This is a genomic window from Sorangium sp. So ce295, from assembly GCF_051527405.1.
Lineage (GTDB): Bacteria > Myxococcota_A > Polyangia > Polyangiales > Polyangiaceae > Sorangium > Sorangium cellulosum_B.
The window spans coordinates 7,604,800-7,624,756 of the sequence record NZ_CP150324.1; the positions used below are offsets into that span (position 1 = coordinate 7,604,800).

12 protein-coding genes are annotated in these 19,957 nt (G+C 75.3%); 5 read left to right on the forward strand and 7 right to left on the reverse strand.

The features are described from left to right. Window positions 1-156: 156 nt before the first annotated feature. The 6 genes from WMF11_RS28865 to WMF11_RS28890 form a co-directional block, all read right to left on the reverse strand. Complete coding sequence (locus tag WMF11_RS28865) at window positions 157-1,077, reverse strand: MYXO-CTERM sorting domain-containing protein (RefSeq protein WP_437972975.1); 921 nt, start codon at window positions 1,075-1,077, stop codon at window positions 157-159. Between the two features lie 136 nt (window positions 1,078-1,213). Further along, window positions 1,214-1,816, reverse strand: coding sequence for a hypothetical protein (locus WMF11_RS28870; protein ID WP_437541615.1), 603 nt, complete (start codon window positions 1,814-1,816; stop codon window positions 1,214-1,216). 70 nt (window positions 1,817-1,886) lie between these two features. Further along, the gene (locus tag WMF11_RS28875) at window positions 1,887-5,222 is read right to left on the reverse strand and encodes a hypothetical protein (protein WP_437972976.1); all 3,336 of its coding nucleotides are present in this window, start codon (window positions 5,220-5,222) and stop codon (window positions 1,887-1,889) included. Window positions 5,223-5,377: 155 nt separating this feature from the next. Beyond that, window positions 5,378-8,602, reverse strand: coding sequence for a hypothetical protein (locus WMF11_RS28880; RefSeq protein ID WP_437972977.1), 3,225 nt, complete (start codon window positions 8,600-8,602; stop codon window positions 5,378-5,380). A gap of 58 nt (window positions 8,603-8,660) precedes the next feature. Then, window positions 8,661-10,103, reverse strand: a complete 1,443-nt coding sequence (locus WMF11_RS28885) for a sigma 54-interacting transcriptional regulator (protein ID WP_437902471.1) — start codon at window positions 10,101-10,103, stop codon at window positions 8,661-8,663. A gap of 162 nt (window positions 10,104-10,265) precedes the next feature. Then, window positions 10,266-13,313, reverse strand: a complete 3,048-nt coding sequence (locus WMF11_RS28890; protein ID WP_437972978.1) for a hypothetical protein — start codon at window positions 13,311-13,313, stop codon at window positions 10,266-10,268. Between the two features lie 392 nt (window positions 13,314-13,705). Here WMF11_RS28890 and mug point away from each other — a divergent pair, with 392 nt between their 5' ends. After that, entirely contained in the window at window positions 13,706-14,218 is a 513-nt protein-coding gene (gene mug, locus WMF11_RS28895; protein ID WP_437979356.1) for a G/U mismatch-specific DNA glycosylase, read from the forward strand. A gap of 195 nt (window positions 14,219-14,413) precedes the next feature. Here mug and WMF11_RS28900 read toward each other — a convergent pair whose 3' ends face one another. Continuing rightward, entirely contained in the window at window positions 14,414-14,920 is a 507-nt protein-coding gene (locus tag WMF11_RS28900) for a hypothetical protein (protein WP_437902473.1), read from the reverse strand. A gap of 280 nt (window positions 14,921-15,200) precedes the next feature. On the opposite strand from WMF11_RS28900, the gene WMF11_RS28905 reads away from it, so the two are divergent. The 4 genes from WMF11_RS28905 (at window position 15,201) to WMF11_RS28920 (ending at window position 19,857) form a co-directional block, all read left to right on the forward strand. Next, the gene (locus WMF11_RS28905; RefSeq protein ID WP_437972979.1) at window positions 15,201-17,744 is read left to right on the forward strand and encodes a PAS domain S-box protein; all 2,544 of its coding nucleotides are present in this window, start codon (window positions 15,201-15,203) and stop codon (window positions 17,742-17,744) included. Between the two features lie 128 nt (window positions 17,745-17,872). Continuing rightward, window positions 17,873-18,445 (forward strand): OmpA family protein, encoded by a 573-nt coding sequence (locus WMF11_RS28910; protein WP_437541628.1) that lies wholly within the window; start codon window positions 17,873-17,875, stop codon window positions 18,443-18,445. A 358-nt stretch (window positions 18,446-18,803) separates the two neighbouring features. Then, window positions 18,804-19,298 carry a YtxH domain-containing protein gene (locus WMF11_RS28915; protein ID WP_437541630.1) on the forward strand — a complete coding sequence of 165 codons (495 nt, stop codon included), beginning with the start codon at window positions 18,804-18,806 and terminating at the stop codon, window positions 19,296-19,298. 10 nt (window positions 19,299-19,308) lie between these two features. Next, complete coding sequence (locus WMF11_RS28920; protein ID WP_012237734.1) at window positions 19,309-19,857, forward strand: hypothetical protein; 549 nt, start codon at window positions 19,309-19,311, stop codon at window positions 19,855-19,857. Window positions 19,858-19,957: the final 100 nt, after the last annotated feature.

The following is a 19,957-nucleotide window of genomic DNA, read 5'->3' on the forward strand; positions in this document are numbered from 1 at the left end:
ACAGCGGACGTCGGCCCGGGATTGTCTGCGGGCTCGGGTGGTCCCTGCAAGCGCGATCACGATGTGCTGCTGCAGGCGCGGCCGGTCGAGACCGCGCGCAACGTCCAGCACAGAGGCTGTCTCGCTCGATCCCGGGCGCTCGCGGCGCGGGCGCTGTCAGGCGCGGCGCGCGCGGCGCTCGCCGCGCCTTCGCGCGAGCACGGCGGCCGCGCCGAGGGCGACGAGCGGCAGGGCGAGGGGCGTCGCGGCCTCGTCGGGCGAGAGCCGGCAGCCGCAGCCGCCCTGCTTGGGCTCCACCGGCGGCGGCGCCTCGGCCGGCGGCGCGTCGTCGACGGGCGCCTCCGCCTCGGCGGTGCCCTCCGCGGGCTCGCCCTCGGGCGCCTCTTCCTTGGCGGGCTCGTCGCTCTTCTCGGCCTCGGCCTTGTCCGCCTTGTCGTCCTTCTTTTTCTTCTCGCCGCTGAAGACGATCGCGCGGCGATCGATGACGGGGTTGTCGCCCTGCAGGGTGATCTTCTGCTTCTGCCCCATCTGGACGCCGTCGCTCGCGCGCTTGATCACGAGCTCGTACTCGCCGGCCTCGAAGCCACGATCGCGCCGGAGGACGAAGTCGAACTTGGTGATCGCAAAGACCTTGCCGCTGCTGTCGGAGAAGCCGACGTCCATGCTCTCGTTGATCCCCTGCTGGTTCTGGAGCGGGATGCGGACGAGGACCGGGGTCTCGGGCGACTTGTCGGTGAGCGCTCGCTCGTAGTGCACCGTCGGCGTGAACGAGAACAGCATCGGGATGTGCCCGAGGTGCGGCATCCCTCCGTAGTTCATCGTCATCTTGAGCTTCCATCGGCCGCTGTCCTCCTTGGGCGAGCGGTCGACGATGGTGACGGTGCCCGCCGCGTGCGCGGCGCTCGCGGGCAGCCACGCCCCGATCAGCGCGAGCGCGGCGGCCACGACGCGGGCGAGGAAGAGGCGGCGCGCCGCGCCGGGCTGGGTCGCTGCGGGGCGGGCGTGAGGACGCTCGGCGCGCGGACGCCGCGCGCCGAGCTGAGACAGGAGACCGGTTCGAGATCGGGCGGTTCGCATACGCGGCACGCTACCAGGGATTTCGTGGAAACGAGCCGCGGACGAGAGGGCTTCCGGCGCGGACGAGAGGGCTGGCGGCGTGGACGAGAAGATCACCGCCAGCGTGGACGAGGCGACGACCGCCAGCGCGCGGGGCTCAGTCGGGGAACCAGAGCAGCGCGTCGGAGGTGGGCTTGTAACAGGCCTGGCGGCCCGCCTCCTCGTTGTCGGTGCAGCTCGCGTTCTCGAGGCAGTCGATGATCTCGTAGCGGCCGGCGGCGTTGTAGATCGTGGTGAACATCGCGCGCTGGGCCGCCTCGAGCTTGCTGAACGCGCTCTTGCACGCGGGGACGGGCACCCTCTCGCAGCGGGCCATGCGCGCGCAGCGGGACTCGATGACCGGCGCCGCCGTGGGCTCGTCCGGGTTGAGCTTGACGGCCACCTCGTCGTTGCACTCCAGGATGATCTGGCTCCGGTCCGGCGAGCTCTCGGCGGCGGCCTCCATGCGGCGCGAGAAGCAGGCCGTCATCGCGCGGAGGTACGTGGGCGACGAGGTCGGGTAGGCGGCCTTGCACGCGTTGAGGTGCTCCCAGGAGGCACCGGCGCGCTGGAGCTTGGCGAGCGCGGCGCACCACTCGGCCTGGGCGGCGATGACACCGTCGCGATCGGGGAAGTTGGTGGGCCGCTCAGAGCATGCGTTCAGCGCGAGCATCGACGCGGCCACCGCGATCGGCAGGGCCAAGGATCGAAGGGCGGGCATTGGCGGACCCTAGCACGATAGGTCCGCCGACGCGGAATCTCCGGATGCTCGCCGCCCGTCATGGCCGGTTTCACAGAAGCTCGCAGCGGAGTCTCACGCCGCCGCCACCCCCGCCGTCGCGGAGCGCGGCGGCGCCGTCGGGGCCGAAGACCACGCCGAGGTCCAGCCCGCCCCGGACCGCGGCGCGGATCTCGATCGCCTCGACGCACAGGGCGCCGCGGCCGCCGGAGAGCAGCGCGGACGCGGGGGCGTCCCCCTCGAACAGCGGCGCCCCGTTCCTCGAAGCCACCCGCAGCGTGGCGGGCAGCTCGGCGATGAACCGGTGCGACGGTCGCGCGCCGCCGCAGCCGCCGGCGCCCATCTCCGCGAGCGACGCGAGGGGCCCGAGCGGCTCGAGCGGACCGACGTGGCCACGGGCGACGTCGATCGGCCCCGCGACCACCTCCCCGGAAGCGACGGAGTAGCCGATGAGGGCCACGCCAGGGGCGTCGAGCCGGCGGCCCAGGGTGAGGCGGGCGCCCGCGAGCTCGGGGACACGCGCGAGCCCGAAGGCCGGGAAGGTGCCGTGCCGCACGGCGACGACGAAGCTGCGCCTCCCGGCGTCGAGGGCGAGCAGCTCGCCGCCCGGCAGCTCGACCGCGGCGGCGATCGTGCCGGCGTTGTCGAACGGCAGGAGCGCCGGGGGCTCGGCGCCCGCGCGCACGCGGAGGCCACGCCGCCCGTGCGGGCCGCTCGCGTCGAACAGCAGCAGCAGATCCGCGGGCGCCCTGGCGCCGGGCGCGAGCAGCACGGGGACGATGTCGCCGGACGCCGCGCCGAGCGAGCCGTCGCGGAGCGACAGGCGGCGCGGCGCTCCGGCGCGCGCGAACGGCAGGAGCACGCTCGCGGTGAAGGTGCCGTCGCGGAGCGCGCCCAGGGGCGAGGACGGGGCGGTCGACAGCGAGACGACAGGGGGCGCGCCGCCGGTCGGACGGGCCGTCGCGGGCCCCCCTGCCGCGGGTGTGCCCCGGGGAGCGCGGCGACCCGAGGAGGGCGGCGCCGGGGCGGCCGACGGCGGCGGGAAGGACGAGGGGTCGTCGTCGAGGCGGCAGGAGACGAGCGGCGGAGGAGCGGCGCGGAGCGCTGGGTTCACCGCAGGAGCGAAGGGCGGCGGCGCGCCGCGCGGCGAGGGCGGAGGGCCGCCCCAGCCGAGGCGGACGAGGCCGTGCTCGCCCATCGCGCAGCCGATCGGGGAGCAGGCGAAGGGGGCGCCTTCGTCGAAGGGAGGCTCGATCTGGCGCGCGGGCGGGCCCTCGGCGGGGCGCCACGAGCGGCCGCCGTCGGTCGACTCGAAGAAGGCCGGCGGGTCGTCGCCGGTGGCGGCGAGCGCGAACCGCCCGCCGACGACGACGTTCTGGACGCCGGCCGGGAGGGGAAAGACGGTGACGCCGCCGCGCGCGTCGATGCGCAGGCCGGCGATGCGGCCGCCGCGGCGGCCCGAGAGCAGCCGCTCCGCTCGACGGGCGCGCGCGGGAGAGCCCGCCTCCGGCAGCGCCTCGCGGGCGGGCGAGACGCCGCCGGCCTCCTCGGGCAGGTGCAGCCAGCCGCGCACGAGGCCGTCCTCGTCCTCCCAGAAATCGGTGTCGATGAGGCGCGGCGGCGATACGGCGTCGGCGGACCCCGGGAAGATGCCGCCCACGAGCGCCGGGAAGGCGCCGCCCGCGAGCGCCGGGTCGCGATCGCGCACGCGGATCACGCGGACGCCCTCGGGCGGGCCCGCAGGACGACGTTCGCGCCCGCGCGCGGGGGGGCCGGGAGGCGATCTCCGCGGCGCGCCGTCCGCCTCCTCGCCCTCGGAGGTCCCGCGCACTTCCTCGTCAGATTCCTCGTCCTCCTCGGAGGGCCGCGGCCGCGGACCGCTCGGCGCCTCCAGCACGAGCGCGGTGACGTTCCCGCGCTCGCCGACGATCCAGCGGTAGAGGCGGTCGGCGTCCTCGCCCTCGATCCGGCGCTCGACCCAGCGGCCGCCGCCGACGCGCACGCATACGCGCGCAACGCCTTCCTCCACGGGCTCGCGGCTCGCGGCGTCCCCTTGCGGCTCGTCGGGCGCCAGCCGCGCGAAGCGCCGGGGCCATGGCGCCTCGTCGTCCGTCGGGCCGGCGTCTCCCGGGCTCTCCGGAAAGTCGTGGAGCCCAGGGGGGACGCTGCCGCACCGGCCGAGGAAGGCGAGGCGGCCGCGATCGTCGCCGACGAACGCGCCCTGCGGGCTCGCGATCGGGTCGGGGCCTCGGCCGCGGGGCGGGAACGTGGCCTCCAGCCGCGGCGCGGAGAGCGTCGTCTCGAGCCGGAGCACCTGGGCGGCCTCGTGCGCGCACGCGAGCAAGACATCGTCGCCCGACCGGAACGGCTGGCAGCGCGCATAGCTCGGATCGAGGCTCTCGATCACCGCCTCCGCGAGGGGCTGGGCGGTCGCCGCCGCGAGCACGGCGAGGCCACCGTCGCGAGTGACGAGCAACCGGCCGCCAGGGAGGAGCGCGCCGGTGGCCGCGGCAAGCGCGACCCCCGCCGGAGCGAGCGCGCGAACCGAGGTGGTGCCGAGCGTGGGGTCCCGCGCAGGCGGGAGAGAGAGCGAGGCGCTCGGCCCGGCCCGCGGCGGCGCGGGCACCACGGGGACGAGGCCGGCGGCGCTCACGTGGAGCGTGGCGCCGCCCTGCGGACCGAGGAGCGCGACCGCTCTGCCGCCGTCCTGCTCCTCGAGGAGCGACGTGGCGAGCCCGCGCGTCTCGAGCACGTCGATCCAGGTGCCGCCCCCGTCGAGGGTGACCGAGGCGCGGCCGAGCAGGTCGAGGCGCGCCGCGCGGCGCGCGTCGACGGCCACCGCGTCGACCACGCCCGCGGCGCCGAAGCCGCGAACGGCGAGCGTGGAGGGATCGATCTCGAGCAGCCCCCGATCGCTGCGCAGGAGGATCGTGTCGAGGTAGGGCCGCGCGCCGCCGGGAGCGCCGACGTCGGCGATGGGCGCGAGCTCGCCGAGGAAGTCGGCGGCGCGGTAGACGCGGCCCTCGGACCACAGGAGGAACCCGCCCCCGAGGCGCGCCGGGATCGACCGGAACCCGCGGAGCGACTCGGCCGCGGGGGCGTCGGCGAGCACGACGCCGCCCTCGAGGCGCACGCGGCGCCCTTCGAAGAGCGCGGGCTCCGGACCGGGCGCGGGCGCGCGTTCGTCGGCCCCGACAGCGGCGTCGAGGAGGACGCCGATGTCCTCGGTGAGCACGTAGCGCGCAGGAGAGAGTGGGAGCGGGTCGGCGAGCGCGGCGACCCGCGGCTGTGCAGGCCGCGGAGGGCGCTCCGGGGCGGCGCTGCACGCGGCGGCCAGGGAGAGCGCGAGGAGCACGCCTGCGCGGGAGGGCATCGCAGCGGCGCTCACGCGGCGCATCCTAGACCATCTGGAAATCCGCCGCAGCGTGCGGCTGGACGGTCAGACGGGCAGACGGTGCGCCGCGAACGCTGCGCCATCCGCGGCGCACCGCGCGATCCGGGGCCGCGCGGCGCGGTCGAGAGGTCCGCGAGCGCGCGCTCGGCTCAGCGCACGCCCACGACCGCCTTGCACTGCACCGGCTGCCGGCTCTCCTGGCCGAACAGGACGAACGCGAGCGTGCCGCCGCCGGCGCCCTGCGCCGGCTCGCTCCGCCGCGCCGCCGCGGGGCCAGGCCCGCCGCGCCCGCGCCGATCGACGAGCCCGCCGTGCGCGCCGAGCGGCGCCGCGGGGGATGGCCCCGCGAAGCGCGCGATGAGCTTCTTCACGACGCCGGGCGGCTCGTAGAAGCCGAGGCCGCCGTCGTAGCGCTCGTCGCGCACGGCGAGCTCCACGGCGTCGAGGCACGCGCGCTCGCGCGACCACCGGATCACCGCGACGCCTGCCGTCCCGGCCGCGGTGATCCCCGGCAGCGCGCCGGGCACGAGGCCGATCTCCGTATCGAACGACAGGACCACGCGCGCCTCTCCGCCGCGCGGCGCGCAGGCGGGGTCGCCGCCCGCGCCGAGCGCGCCGAGGGGGGCGAGGGCCTCCTCGGGCCCCAGGGTGCCGAGCACGGGGTCGACCACCGAGAGCACCGCGCCGCCGTCTCCTGCCACCGCCACGAAGACGGGCGCGCCCGCGCGCGCGCCTGCGCCGAAGGCGAAGCGCGCCCGATCCGCCCCCGTCGCGCGCGCGGTGCGCTGCACGTGGAGCTCCCGGATCGCCGGAGGCGGCCCGCCGCCCGCGGGCCGCGCGAGAGGAGCCCCGCCGCGCGCGCCGCGGAGGTCGACCGAGCTCACCGCGAGGCCGTCGTTCCGCGGGCTCAGGAACACCGCGCGATCGCCGAGATCGACGCCGATCGCGGGCTGGGGGGCGCAGCCGCCGACCGGCCGCGTGACGCCCGCGGCGTCCAGCAGGCCGGCGAGGCACGCCTCCGCCGGGCCGGCCGCGACAGGGGCCACGCGACCGTCGCGATCGATGACGAGCCCGATCGGCGCCTCGTAGGGCCGGTACGCGAGCTGGAGCAGCCCGGCGCTCGCGAGCGGCACGGTGGCGCGGTGGATCTCGGCGCGCAGATCGAGCGGCGCGATCCACGCGAGCTCCGCGTCGGCAAACGAGGCGCCCGGCAGGCCGCCGCTGCCCGACTGGCCAGCGCTGCCCGACTGGCCAGCGCTGAACGACGGCAGCGTCAGCATCCCGAGGGTGCCGAGCCGCAGCGTGCCCCCCATGCGCGAGGGCGGCGCGGCGACGGCGCCGAAGCCGGACGACTCCGGCACGCGCGCGGCGTCGAGCGGCCCCGCAAAGCTGCAGGCGAGCCGCGCGAGGGGCGGCGGCGCCGGAGGCCGCACCCTGTCGCGATCGGGCGCGAGCCGCGCAGGGGGCGGCTCCGCCAGGGCCGCGCCGGGCGGCGACGCGGCGCGGCCTCCGCCGCCGCCGCCGGAGCGCGGGGCCGACGCCCACCCGAGCCGGAGGAACGTGCCGAGGCTGCAGCCCACCGCCGAGCAGGCGTTGAGGCGCGCGGCCCCGCCGCCCGGCGGCGGCGCGACGCGCGTCCACCGCTGCCCTCGATCGATCGTCTCGAAGAGCCCGCCGTCCTCGGTCTCGGCGAGCGCGAAGAGGCCCGACGCCGCGATCGAGCGCGCGCGCGCCGGCACGGCGTGGCGGCGCAGCCGGCCGGCGGGGTCGATCGTGATCGGCGCGGGATCGGCCGCGTAGCCGTGCACGGGGAGCCAGCCCTCGATCGCGCCGTCCGCGCGCGCGGCGAGCGCGCGCGAGAGCAGCTCCGCCCGCTCCTCGCCGTACGGAGGCCAGACGAGCGGCGGCTCGCCCCGCGCGAGCCGCACGACGCGCAGCGCGCCGCGCACCTCGACGCGCTCGCCGTCCGGCAGGAACGTGCCGGGGCGCGCGATGAGCGCGACCGCGCCCCCGCCGCGGCGCGGGATCCAGGCGAGGGCGTCGGTCGCGTCCGCCGCGTCGAGGCGGTGCTCGACCCAGTCCCCCGGCCCGCGCCGCACGCAGAACACCGCGCTCTGTTGCGTCGCGTCGCCGCCGAGCGCTCCTTGCGAGAGCTCGCGGAGATCGATCCGCGGCCTCGGCCGCCCCTCGCACGGCCCCACGTAGCCGAGCGCCTCGCCGTCGACGCCGACGAAGCGATCGGTCTCCCGCCCCGGCTCGGGCAGGAGCTCGAACGAGCGCTCGACGCGGAGCGCGCGCGCGTCGCTGGAGAGGTCGACGACGCTCGCGCGCTCCGGACCGGCGCAGACGGCGAGCAGCGCGTCGCCCGCGCGGAACGGCGCGCACTCGCCGCTGCCCGGCGGGAGCGGCGCGACGGACGAGGCGCGGCCGGTGGCGAGGTCGACGCGGCCGATGAGGCCGTCCACGGCGAGCGCGGCCCCGCCGTCGGCGAGCGGCAGGCCCGAGGCGACGGCGTCCGCGAGCCGCTCGAAGGGCGCGCGGCCGAGCCACCCGGGATCGACGCCGGCCGCCGGCGTCGCGCGCCGCGCGCGGGGCTCGCCGAGGCGACCGCTCGGCTCGACGGGGCGCTCGAGGCCGAAGGCCAGCGAGGCGACGATCTCCTCGCCGCGGACGTCGAGCGCGATCGCATCGCCGAGCTCCGCCGTGACGTCGCGGTACGACGCGCCCGCGTCCAACGTGAGGAGCGCGCGCCCGAAGACGGTCAGGACGAGCGCGCGGCGCTCGCTGGCCGCCGCGGCCGCGACGAGGGACGGCGAGCCGAGCGGCCGCAGCGCGCCGCTCGCGCCCTGGACGACGAAGCTCCCGGCCGCGGTGAGCAGCCCGATGCCGTCGAGCCACGGGAACGCGCTGGCGACGTCGCCCGGCAGGGTCGCGAGCTTGCGGAGCTCCCCGCCGAAGCTCTCGGCGGCGTAGATGTCGCCGCCGCTCCAGAACAGGTAGCGCGCGGCGCGCGTGACGCGCGTGACGCCGACAACGCGCGCGCCGGGTTGGGCCCACGCGGGGAACGCCGCGCCGCCGGCGAGCACCACGCCGTCCGCGCCCAGCGGCTCGAGCCGATCGACGCCGTGCAGCTCGGCGCGCTGGCCGTTGACGATCGCCCTGTCGACCTCCCGGCCGTCGATGACCACGCGTTCGACAAGGCCGAAGTAGGGCTGCGCGACGTACCGGGCCGGGCCGAGCGCGACGGTCGAGGGGGCGCGGGGAGGCGGATCGAGCGGGCCAGGCGGCGCGACCGAGGGCTCGGCCGCGCCGCACGCCGCGAGCGCGAGCGCGAGCGCGGCGAGGAGAGGAGCCACGACATCTTCGGCGGTCATGCGGGTGCGGCCTCGGCGGGCGCGAGTGGTGCCGCTCTGCGCGGCGCCGAGCGCGATGCTACCCGCGAAACGTGTCGGCCTTGAGGTTGTACCGCCTCATCCAGCGGTGCACCTGCACGCGATCCCTCCCCAGCACGCGCGCCACGGCGGCGACGTTCCCCTGATGCCTCGCCAGGAGCTCCCGGAGCACGCTCTCCTCCGGGGCGGTCCTCGGCGGCAGCGGCCCGCCCGGCGCGGACGCTCCGTCCTCCGAGGGCTCCTCGTCGTACTGCGGGTAGACCGTGGCGCGGGAGTCCTCCGCGAGCGGGCTCGCGAGGGCAGCGCCCCGGACCCCGTACGTCTTCATCCGATCGCGGATGCTGTCGCTGAGATCCTGGATGCCGAACTCGGCGCCGCGATCCGCGGCGGCCCAGCGCTTCAGGAGCGCCTCGAGCTCCCGCACGTTGTAGGGGAAATCGTGGTGGAGCAGGGCCGCCATGGAGACCATGCTGGGCCGGATCTCGGACCGGCCGTGGCGCGCCGCGAGCGCGGTGCAGAGCAAGAACATGTCTTCCTTGCGTTCGCGGAGGGGGGGCAGGGTCACGCTGTGCTCGTTCAGGCGACCGAACAGATCGGCGCGGAACGCGCCCGTTTGCTGGAGCTTGTCGAGATCGCGGTGCGTGGCGGCGACGATCCGCACGTCGATCCGCTCGGCCTGCGTCGCGCCGAGCGGCGTGAACTCCTTCGACTGGATCACCCGGAGGAGCTTCGCCTGGGCTTCCACCGGCATGTCCCCGATCTCGTCGAGGAAGAGCGTGCCCTCGTGGGCCGCGCGGAGGATGCCCGCCCTGTCGCGGTCGGCGCCCGAGAACGCGCCGCGCCGGTGCCCGAAGAGCTCCCCCTCGACGAGGGCGGCGGGGATGGCGGCGCAGTTGACGGCCAGGAACGGGCCGCGCCGGCCGCTCCAGTCGTGGAGCTGCTGGGCGAAGATCTCCTTTCCCGTCCCGCTCTCACCGCGGATCAGCACCGAGAGCTCGCTGCGCGCGATCTCGTGCAGGCTGCGGGCGAGGCTCCGGGTCTGGTAGCCGCCCACGATCCGCCCCATCGAGAAGCTCGGCGGCCCCTCCTGCGAGCCCGGCGGCTCGACGTAGGCGCCGTCGATGCGGTAGCGGGCGTAGCTCTCGACGTCGCGCTCGACGAACTTGAAGATGGCGTCGCCGACCCGGACCTGATCGAGGTGCGCGATGGACGCCTCCGTGACGAACTCGCCGTTGCAGAGCGTGCCGTTGCGGCCGCCGAGGTCGGTCAGCCGCCAGACGCCGCCCCGGCGCTCGATCCGGGCATGATGGCGCGAAGCGCTCCGCGTCGGCACGGACACATCCGCGGTCGGATCGCGGCCGAGGACCGAGCCTTGCTCGAGCACGGGGTACGCAGGACGGAACTGCTCGTAGTTGTCGGCGTAGAGCAACACGAGCCCCGCCCCGGCGCTGGTCTGCCGAGAGAACGGAGCACGAAATTGCATTGACGCTGTACTATCGAAGTCCTTCGACCGTTCTGTCCCGTCGCCGTGCATTGGGAATGGTGATGGTACCAACCTATCCGTCCGCCGGGCGCATCATTCGTCCGAGCCGATCGTGCTCGCGGAGGGGTCTTCGGAGCGGCTGGCCCACATCCACGCCGCGCCTCAGCCGTCCTCGGGCCGCGCGCCCACGGAGCACACGAGGCGCTGCGTCGTCGCCTGCGCTCGCAGCACACCTTGTCCTGCGCCGGCGCCGGCGCCGCTCCCCTGCCCCCGCGCGGCAATCCACCGCGCGATCAGCGCCGCGCCCTCCGCGCGCTCACCGCGCCGCCTCGAGTCGGAGGCCGCGAGGTGCAGCGCTTCGAGGCAGACGCGCTCGCGCCCCCAGCGCACCTGCGCGAGGCCCTGGTTCCCGAGCGCGATCGCGGGCAGCGCCCTCCTGTCGAGGCGCAGCGCGCGCTCCGGATCGAGCGCCACGAGCGCGCGCCACGCGCCCCGCTGGGCGCGGCAGCGCGCGTCGCTGGCGGCGGTCAGCGTCGCCCAGGGCGCGAGCGCGACCACCTCGCCCGCGGTCCCCCCCATGCGGTCCAGCACCGCCGCGCCCGCGATCTCGAGGGCCGAGCCGTCGAGCACCAGCACGCCGGCCTCCCCATCGTCGCGCCACGCGAGGGTCATCGGCCGGCCCCGGAGCTCCTCGCGGTCGAGCGCCACGAGGCGCGCAGGCCGCCGGGGCTCCGGCGTGTGCTCCTCGACGGCCACGCGGCGCCGGAGCTCGCCGAGCACGAGCGCGCGACCAGGACCGAGCAGGAGACCCGGGGCCCGCCCCGGCGCGGTGCCCTCGTAACCTCGGCGCGGCTCGAACGCCGGGAGCGCCCGCGCGCCCTGCGGGCCGAGCAGCAGCTCGCCCGCCTCGGCGAGGACGAGCAGCCCGACCTCGCCGCTCGCAGCGAGCAGCGGCATCGACGCGCTGCGCTTCCCGCCGTGCCCGCCGCTCGGCGCGAGCCCGGTCGCGTTGAGCCGCAGCGCCTCGCCGCGCAGATCGAACGGCGGGAGGTAGAGCACGCTGTGCGTCCGGACCGCCGCGCCCTTCGGACCTCCCTTTCCCGGCGCCGCGCCGCCCTTGCCCGACGCCGCGACGTTGGGCGGCGCCTCCTCGGGCGCGGCGTCCTCGGCGGGCGGCGCCTCCTCGGCGGGCTGCGCGGCACGCCCAGGCGGCGGCGCGTCGGCGACGACATCGAGCGTCTCGCCATACGACGTCGGCACGGTCCATCGCTCCGAGCCAGCCTCGGGCGCGGCGCGCGGGCGCAGCGCCGGCAGCTCGATCGGCGCACAGGAGAGCGACGGCAGCGCCGCCGGCGGCTCGTCGATCCGACCGACGCCGCCCACGCAAGCCGCCGCGTCGGCCCCGGCGGCGCCCGCGCGGCTGGCCTCCGCCGCCCCGCAGCCGGGGCCCCGCGCGGCGGCGATGGCCGGCGACGGCTCGCCCGCGCCCCAGCCGAGCCGCACCACGCCGCTCAACGCACAGCCGAGCGCGGAGCACCCGCCCTGGAACGACGGCGGCGGCACCGGCGAGCGCCCGGCGGCGCGCCACGTGCGGCCGTGATCGAGCGTCTCGTAGAGCTCCGCGCCCGCCGTGACGAGCACGCCGTGGTCGCCGGTCACCACCATCCCCGCCGGATCCGGCGGCAGGACGTGCGGCGAGACCGTCCCGTCGTCCGCGATCGTGACGCCCAGGCTCGCCTGCCCGACGGGATCGGGCCACTCGACCGACGACAGCCACCCGTCGACCCCGCCGTCCTCGCGCGCGCGGAAGCGCCTGTCGACGAGCGCCCGTGCCCCGTCGCGCGGGGGCGGCGTCCAGTACCAGCCGGCGAGGTGCCCGCGGAGCTGCACGACCCGCGCGCCTCCCTCGTCGCGGCCCCGCGGCGCCCCGGCGGGCGCTGGCAGGCGCGCGTCGCGCTCGCCCCTCAGCAGCGCGATCGCGCTCCCGTCGCGGCGCGGCGCCCAGCCGACCAGCGTCTGCGACTCGCCGAGCTCGACCGCATGCTCCACCCAGTCGTCCGGGCCGCGCCGCACGCAGATCCTCGGGTGGATCACGACCTCGCCGTAGCGGCGCTCTCGCTCCTCGTCGCTGGCGACCCGCGGCGACGCCGCGCAGCCGCCGACGTAGCCGAGCGCGCCGCCGTCGTCGGCCACGAAGAACCCCTCGTCGCTGAAGGCGCGCTCCATCCGCGGCGCCTCGCCGCGCTCGGAGCGCAGGACGTAGCTGCCGTAGTTGTCGTAATCGTCCCACACGCAGAGGAAGAGCGGCCCGCCCCTCGCGGGCACCGGCGCGCAGCCCAGCCCGTCCGGGAGCCAGCCGGAGAACCGCTCGCGCACCGCGCCCGTGCTCACGTCGATCCGCGCGACGCCGCCCTCGAACACCCCGAGCGCGGTCCCGTCGGGCAAGAGCGCGCCCGCGGAGACGGCCGCCGCGAGCGGCGCGAGATCGTCGAGGACGGGGGCGTCGCGCGAGGCGGCCTGGGCGCCCGCGAAGAGCAGCTGGAACGACCCGCTCGGCTGCCACATCGCGCGGAGATCGCCGTCGGGCCGGCCGAGCGATCCGTCCGGGAGGACGGGCACGCGCCCGAGCGGCGTGTCGAGCGAGAGCGCGTCCGGAGCGACGCTCACGCGCACGGCGAGCCCGAGCCGCTGGCCGACATCGATCCACGTCCTGCCGCCGTCCGCCGTCGTCGCGGCGCGGCCGAAGACGTCGAGGCGCGCCGCGCGCGCGGCGTCCAGCGCGGCCAGATCGTGGATGGCCGGCGTGTCGAGCGCCCGGCCCCGATCCTCGCCCGGCAGGAGCTCCCGCGGCCCCTGCTCCGTGAAGACCACGACGCCTCGCAGGCCATTGCGGGCGCCCCGCACCGCGCCGCCGCCGCCGAGCGCCACCTCCGCGAGCGGCCCCGTGAAGCCGCGCGAGCGGAACGCCCTGCGCCGGGTCCAGTGCAGGAAGCCCCCGCCGAGGTGGGGCGCGATCGCGAGAGATCCGACGACGGGCTCGCCGGACGCCCACAGATCGGCCTCCCAGGCCGCCGCGGCGACGCGGCCGTCTCCGCCGAGCTCGAGCCGCGCGCCCTCCGTGACGACGCGCGCCGCGACGGCCGCGGCCGGTCCGTCGTGCGTTGCCCGGAACACGCCCTCGGAGAACGCCTGGAAATAGCGCGCCCCCACCGGGGCAGCGCTGGCGGAGCCGGCCGCGCCCGACGCACGCGCGGCCCGGGTAGCCCCCGCGCCGCTCGCCGGGCTCGGCTCGGGCGCACGCGCACAGGCGGCCGCGAGGAGAGCCGAGATCAGACCGAGCGAGCGCACCAGCATCCGGGGAAAGCACGACGGTATCCGTTGCCGCGCCCCCGTCCAGCGTCGATCCACGTCCTCGCCCCCGTCGGCCGCGCCCGTCGTCCCCGGCGCCCGCGCTCCTCGCCCTCGGCGCCCGCGCTCCTTCGCGCGGCGGCGTCGTAAGCTGCAGCCGCGGCGCCCTGCGCCCGCCTGGAAAGCCTGTGCACTCCCCTCCCCGACCCCGACGACCCACCCGCGACGAGCTCCTCGCCGCCGCCGGCAAGACGGTGCGGGACGTCATCGCCCCCGACCTCGACGTCCTCTTCTGCGGCATCAACCCGGGCCTCTACACCGCCGCCGTCGGGCACAACTTCGCCCGCCCCGGCAACCGGTTCTGGCCGGCGCTGCACGCCGGCGGATTCACCGATCGCGTGCTCTCCCCGTCCGAGGAGCGCGAGCTGCTCGATCTGGGGTACGGGATCACCAACGTTGTCGAGCGCGCGACCGCGTCGGCGGACGAGCTGTCCGCCGAGGAGCTCGCCGCGGGCGGGCGGCGGCTCGAGACCACGGTGCGGCGCTACCGCCCTCGCTTCCTCGCCGTGCTCGGGATCGGCGCCTATCGAGGCGCCTTCGGCAGGCCCCGCGCCGTGCCCGGCCCCCAGACAGAGACGCTCGGCGCAACGCGGCTCTGGGTGCTGCCGAACCCCAGCGGGCTCAACGCCAGTTACCAGCCGGACAGGCTCGCGGCGATGTTCCGCGCCCTCCACGAGGCGGTCACGTCGGCCCGGGCCTCGCGGTGAGCGGCGGACGCGCGCCGACGCCGATCCCCCGAGAGGAAGGTCCAGCCCACCGCCGCCCCGCGCGACATTCGTCTTGCGCCGACTCGGCTCCTCCGCTTCAGGCCAGCTCAGCAGCGGATACGGCGGACACGGTGGACAGGTCGGACAGACAGGCGGCCTCCTGGCGGGCACCCGCGGCGTGACTCGCCGCCGCGCCTACTCGGGCAGCGCGCTCGCCTCCTCCTGAGGCACCTTCGCGCGCGCGCGGCGGGCCTCTTCCCGGACGGCCGCGAGGCCGGGCGGCCCCTCGGGCGATCGCCCTCCGCGGTTGGTCACCGCGGCGAGCCACGCGAGCGGCGAGTCGGGCGCGCTCTGCGCGACGAGCAAGACGGCGCGGGACGCATAACGCGAACAGCCGTCCTCGCACACGGGCAGGACGAGGCGGAGCCCTCCGCCCCCACCTCGGCCCATGAGGGGCGCCACGCGGAGCTCCGACGGAGGCGGCGACAGCACGGCCATCACCGCGCGCGCCATCAGATCGACGAACGTCGCTCCGGACATCGCAGGCGGCTCGGAGGTCGGCATCCCCGCGACGTCCGCCGCGTCGAGCCGGCTCGGCGGGAGCGCGAAGAGCCCCGCTCCGTCGTCCGCCGCCGCCGGCGACGGCAGCAGCGCGCCCGCGAGCGCTCCCACGAATGAAGCCAGCTTGAGTCCGAATCGCATACGCGCTCCCTCTGCGGCACGTCCAGCAGGCCCCATGCCAGCCGCGCGCTGCCGGCCGCGGCGTCGCGGCGCCGCATCCACGACGGTCCGCTCCGTTCGGCGCGCGTGACGGATCGCCACAGCGTGGCGCGCGGAGCCCGATCCAGCGCGGCCTCGTCGCTGCGCGCTGGAGGCGCCGCGGCGAGCCGGAGATGCCCGCTTCGAGCAGGAGAATGGCCCTCGCCGCGCGAGCGCCGCTTTCGCTTGCCAGAAGGTCCGGGCGCCGTTAACCGTCTTCGTCATGCCCGACCGAAAGCCAGGGCTGAGCCCGCTTCAGGTGAAGTCCTCGGTCCAGCCGGGCGCTCCCCTCCCCTCCGCTCCGTCCGAGCCGGTGGCGAGCATCCTGCTCGTCGACGATCACCGCGCGAACCTCCTCGCCCTCGAGGCCGTGCTCGATCCGCTGCGCCAGCGGCTCGTCACCGCGCAATCCGGCGAGGAGGCGCTGGAACACCTCCACCGCGAGGAGTTCGCGCTGATCCTCATGGACGTGAAGATGCGCGGAATCGACGGCTTCGAGACGGCCGCCCGCGTGAGGGGGCTCGATCGGGCGAGGCACACGCCGATTATCTTCATCTCGGGGCTGCCGGAGGACGAGGACCGACGGTATCGCGGCTACCGCGAGGGCGCGGTCGACTACGTACTCAAGCCGTTCAATCCCGACATCCTCCGCGCCAAGGTGGCGGTCTTCGTCGAGCTGCACCGGAGGGCCGAGCAGATCAAGCGGCAGGAGGCCGCGCTCCGCCAGCTGGAGCGCCAGGCGAGCGACGAGGTGTTCCGGCGCATCATGGACACCAGCATGATGGGCCTGCTCTTCAGCGACTACGAGGGGCGCGTCATCGAGGCGAACGACTGCTTCCTCTCGATGATCGGCTACACCCGCGAGGACCTGAAGGCGGGGCTGCTCAGCTGGCAGGAGCTCTCCCCGCCGGAGTACGAGCATGTCCACCACGACGCGGTCAACGAGCTGAGCCTCCACGGCGTCACGAGGCAGTTCGAGAAGGAGTACATCCGCAAGGACGGCAAGCGCGTGGCGGTCCTCGTCGGGTCCGCCCGCATCGAGACGCAGCGTCGCAACCTCACCTACGTGCTCGACATCAGCGAGCGCAAGCGCGCCGAGGCCAACGTCAGCCTCCTCGCCGGCGCGGGCGAGATCCTGTCGTCCTCGCTCGATTTCCGCGAGACGCTCGGGCAGCTCGCCCGGCTCGTCGTCCCGCTGCTCGCCGACTGGTGCGCCGTGGACATCCAGGGCCAGGACGGCGCGATCCAGCGCGTCGCCGTCCAGCACACTGATCCCCAGAAGGTGGAGCTCGTCCGCCAGATCGAGCAGAGCTATCCTGTCGATCCCGCGGCGAGCCGCGGTGTGCCGAAGGTGCTCCGGACGGGCGAGGTCGAGTGGGCCTCCGAGATCCCGGACTCCCTGCTCGTCGAGAACGCGCGGGACGAGCAGCACCTCCGGATGGCGCGCGAGCTCGGCCTCCGGTCGTACCTCGTCGTACCGCTGGCGGCGCGCGGCCGCGTCCTCGGCGCGATCACGCTCGCGCACGCCGAGTCGGGCCGGCACTACACGAAGGTCGACGTGCAGTTCGCCGAGGAGCTCGCCCGGCGCGCCGCCCTCAGCGTCGACAACGCCCTCCTCTTCGAGCGCGAGGTCACCGTGCGCAAGGAGGTCGAGACCCTCGCGGAGGAGCTGAAGCACAGCGAGGCGCAGTTCCGGCTGCTCGCCGAGACGATGCCGCAGCTCGTGTGGACGAACCGCCCGGACGGCCACCACGAGTACTTCAACCGGCGCTGGTACGACTACACGGGGCTCACTGCGGGGGACACCGGCGGCGAGGGCTGGAGCCGGATCATCCACGCCGACGAGCACGAGCGGGCGATCGAGGCCTTCCGGGAGGCGCTCCGCACGGGCGAGCCGTACGAGAGCCAGTGCCGGCTCCGGCGCGCGGACGGCGTGTACCGCTGGTTCATCGGCCGGGCGGTCGCCGCGCGCGACGGGTCGGGCCGCATCGTCCGCTGGTTCGGCACGTACACGGACATCGACGATCAGAAGCGCGCCGAGGAGGAGCGGCAGCGGCTCGTCCAGGCGCTGGAGCGCAGCAACAAGGAGCTCGATCAGTTCGCGTACGTCACGAGCCACGACCTCAAGGCGCCGCTCAGGGGCATCGCCAACCTCTCGCAGTGGATCGAGGAGGACCTGAACGACAAGATGACGTCCGAGAGCCGCAAGCAGCTCGATCTGCTGCGCGGGCGCGTCCACCGGCTCGAGAACCTCATCGACGGGATCCTGAGCTACTCGCGGGCGGGCCGCGCCCGCGAGAAGCCCGAGGCGATCGACGTCGGCAAGCTCCTCCGGGAGATCATCGAGCTGCTCGCGCCCCCGCCGGAGACGCTCGTGGAGATCGCCCCCGACATGCCCGTCCTCGTCACGGAGCGCGCGCCGCTCCAGCAGACGTTCCTGAACCTGATCGGCAACGCGCTGAAGCACGCCGGGGGCGCCAATCCGGAGGTCCGGATCAGCGCGCGCGACGCCGGGCCGTTCTGGGAGTTCTCGGTCTCCGACAACGGGGCGGGCATCGCGCCCGAGTACCACGACCGCATCTGGGGCATCTTTCAGACGCTGAAGGCGCGTGACAAGGTCGAGGGCACCGGCATTGGCCTGTCGGTCGTGCAGAAGATCGTCCAGAACAAGGGCGGGCGCGCCTGGGTCGAGTCCGCCGTCGGCGCCGGCGCCACCTTCCGGTTCACCTGGCCCAAGCTCGAGGCCAGAGAGCCTTCATCCCCCTGACGAGCCGCCTCGAGCGCGGGGCGTGGCGCGCGGCGACGCGCCTCGATCGCCGGACAGGCACGGAGCTTGAACGACCTCCTCCGAACACGAGGCGGCTCATCGCGGCCGACCTCGAAAGGAGGGTTCACATGCTGTCGATGTCCAACCTGCCCAGGCTCTGCCTGGGCGCGCTTGCGCTCTCGCTGTTCACCGCGTGCGCCGCGGCACCTCCCCCGGAGCAGGCTCGGCCCGAGCCGAGGTTGCCGAACCCGGGCCCGGATGGAGTCTACAAGGTCGAATGGCCCGATCTCAGGGAAGGAGAAGATCGGTTCATCGGCCTCACCCTCGGGGCCGACATCGCCGATGTCTGCCGCCTTCCCAAGACGAGCTTCGCCTTCGACTCCTCCGAGCCGCTCCCGCAGGAGCACGCGGAGCTCCGGGCGCTCGTCGACTGCCTGCTCTCATCGAGCCTGAAGGGCGCGAGGATAGAGCTCGTCGGCCGCGCCGATCCGCGCGGCACCCAGGCGTACAACCAGGATCTCTCGCTCCGCCGCGCCGCGCGGGTGAAGGAGATCCTCGTGAAGGAGGGCATCCCCGCGGATCACATCACGACGCGCGCGACGGGCGCCGCCGGGGCGGTCGGAGCTCAACCGATGTACTCCTATGGCTATGATCGCAGGGTCGACGTCGCGCTGATCGGCGTCGCCCATGCCCCCCGGTGACGCGCGCGCTCGCCCGCCCGCCCGCCCGGCGGACGCGGCCCGGAGCCCTGCCGGAGCGGCGCTGCAGCTGGCTCTCTCCCTCTCCGCAGGGCGGCTCTCCTCCTCCAGTCCCACCTCTTCCGTTGGCGACGGCGCCGCGCGCCGCGGCCCTTGGTTCACCGGCGCGTGAGTCACGGCGCGTGTTGCGCCCGAGGCGCGTCACGACAGCTGTGGCGTTTCGTCACGCAGGCGCCACGGCGGCGCTCCGCGGCCCCGGGGACAGGCGCTCCGGGCGCAAGCTCTCGGTTGGTCCGGGCCCTGCAATGGTTTCCTGACACGAACCGGCGGATGTCGTGTCCGTCACGAGGAGACAAGAGCCATGACGAACCGAATGAACAACGCGGTGGGGACTGCGAAGGGTGTGGTTGAGTCGGCGGCGACTGGCGCGGGCGTCGCCGCGACGGCGGCCAGGACGACGGCGTTCGACGTCGCGAAGGCGGTCGCCGGCGTCGCCGCCACGGTCGGGGCGCTCGGCTTCGACGACGTGCTCGGCTGGGTCGGGCTGTCGCGCAAGCGGAGCCCGCTCACGGCGCTCGGCCTCTTCGGCGCCGGCCTCGCGGTGGGCGCGGGCGTGGCCCTGCTGCTCTCGCCGACGTCGGGCGAGGCGCTGCGCCGCGAGCTCCTGACCCGCCTCGACGGCCTGAAGCGCCAGGCGACGCAGGCCGAGCGCAAGGTCCAGGACAAGGTCGGCAGCGCGGTCGACGCGGTGAAGGGCGCGGTCGCGCCGTCCGACGCGAGCTCTGCGAACTCGCATTACGGCATCGAGGGAGCTGGGCTGTCCCACGGCGGCGAGAGCGGCCATCACCTGAGCTGAGGCGCTGGCTGTGTGGCTCGAAGCCATCATCACGCGGGAGGATCTCGCGCAGATCCTGGGCGAGTTCCTCCCGGTGAAGATCCACCTGGACGACGACGAGACGACCGATCGCTGGCTGTACCTGGGCAAGGCGACCGAGATTGCCCTGGCCGACGACCTGGGCTTGCGGGTCACCTGCCCGGCGGAGCTCCAGTGGTCCATCGCGGGCGTCAACCCCACCATCCGGCTCGATGAGCTCAAGGTGCTGATTTGCCCCGAGATCATCGAGAGGAACAAGGGGAGTGTCCTGGCGTTCAACGTCGAGCTCGAGGAGGCGGACATCCGGGGCATCCCCTCGATCCTCGACCACACCGTCATGAAGGCGGTCAACGCGGCGCTCGCGAACAAGCGGCCTGAGTGGAACTTCACAAAGACGCTCACGCACACCGTGGGGCTCCCCTCCAACCTCGATCCGATCGAGGGGCTGCACATCGGGGTCGCCTGGGGCAAGCGCCGCATCAGTCAGGACGCGCTCGTGCTCGTGGTCTCCTTCAAGCTCAATTTCGTTCGAGGCGATTGAGCTTCGCGGTTCCCGACAAGCGCCCCGCCCCCCTCTCCGGGTTGGCGGGGCGCTTCGCTCGAGCGTCGTTGGGTCCGGAACCACGCTACGGAAACGGCGA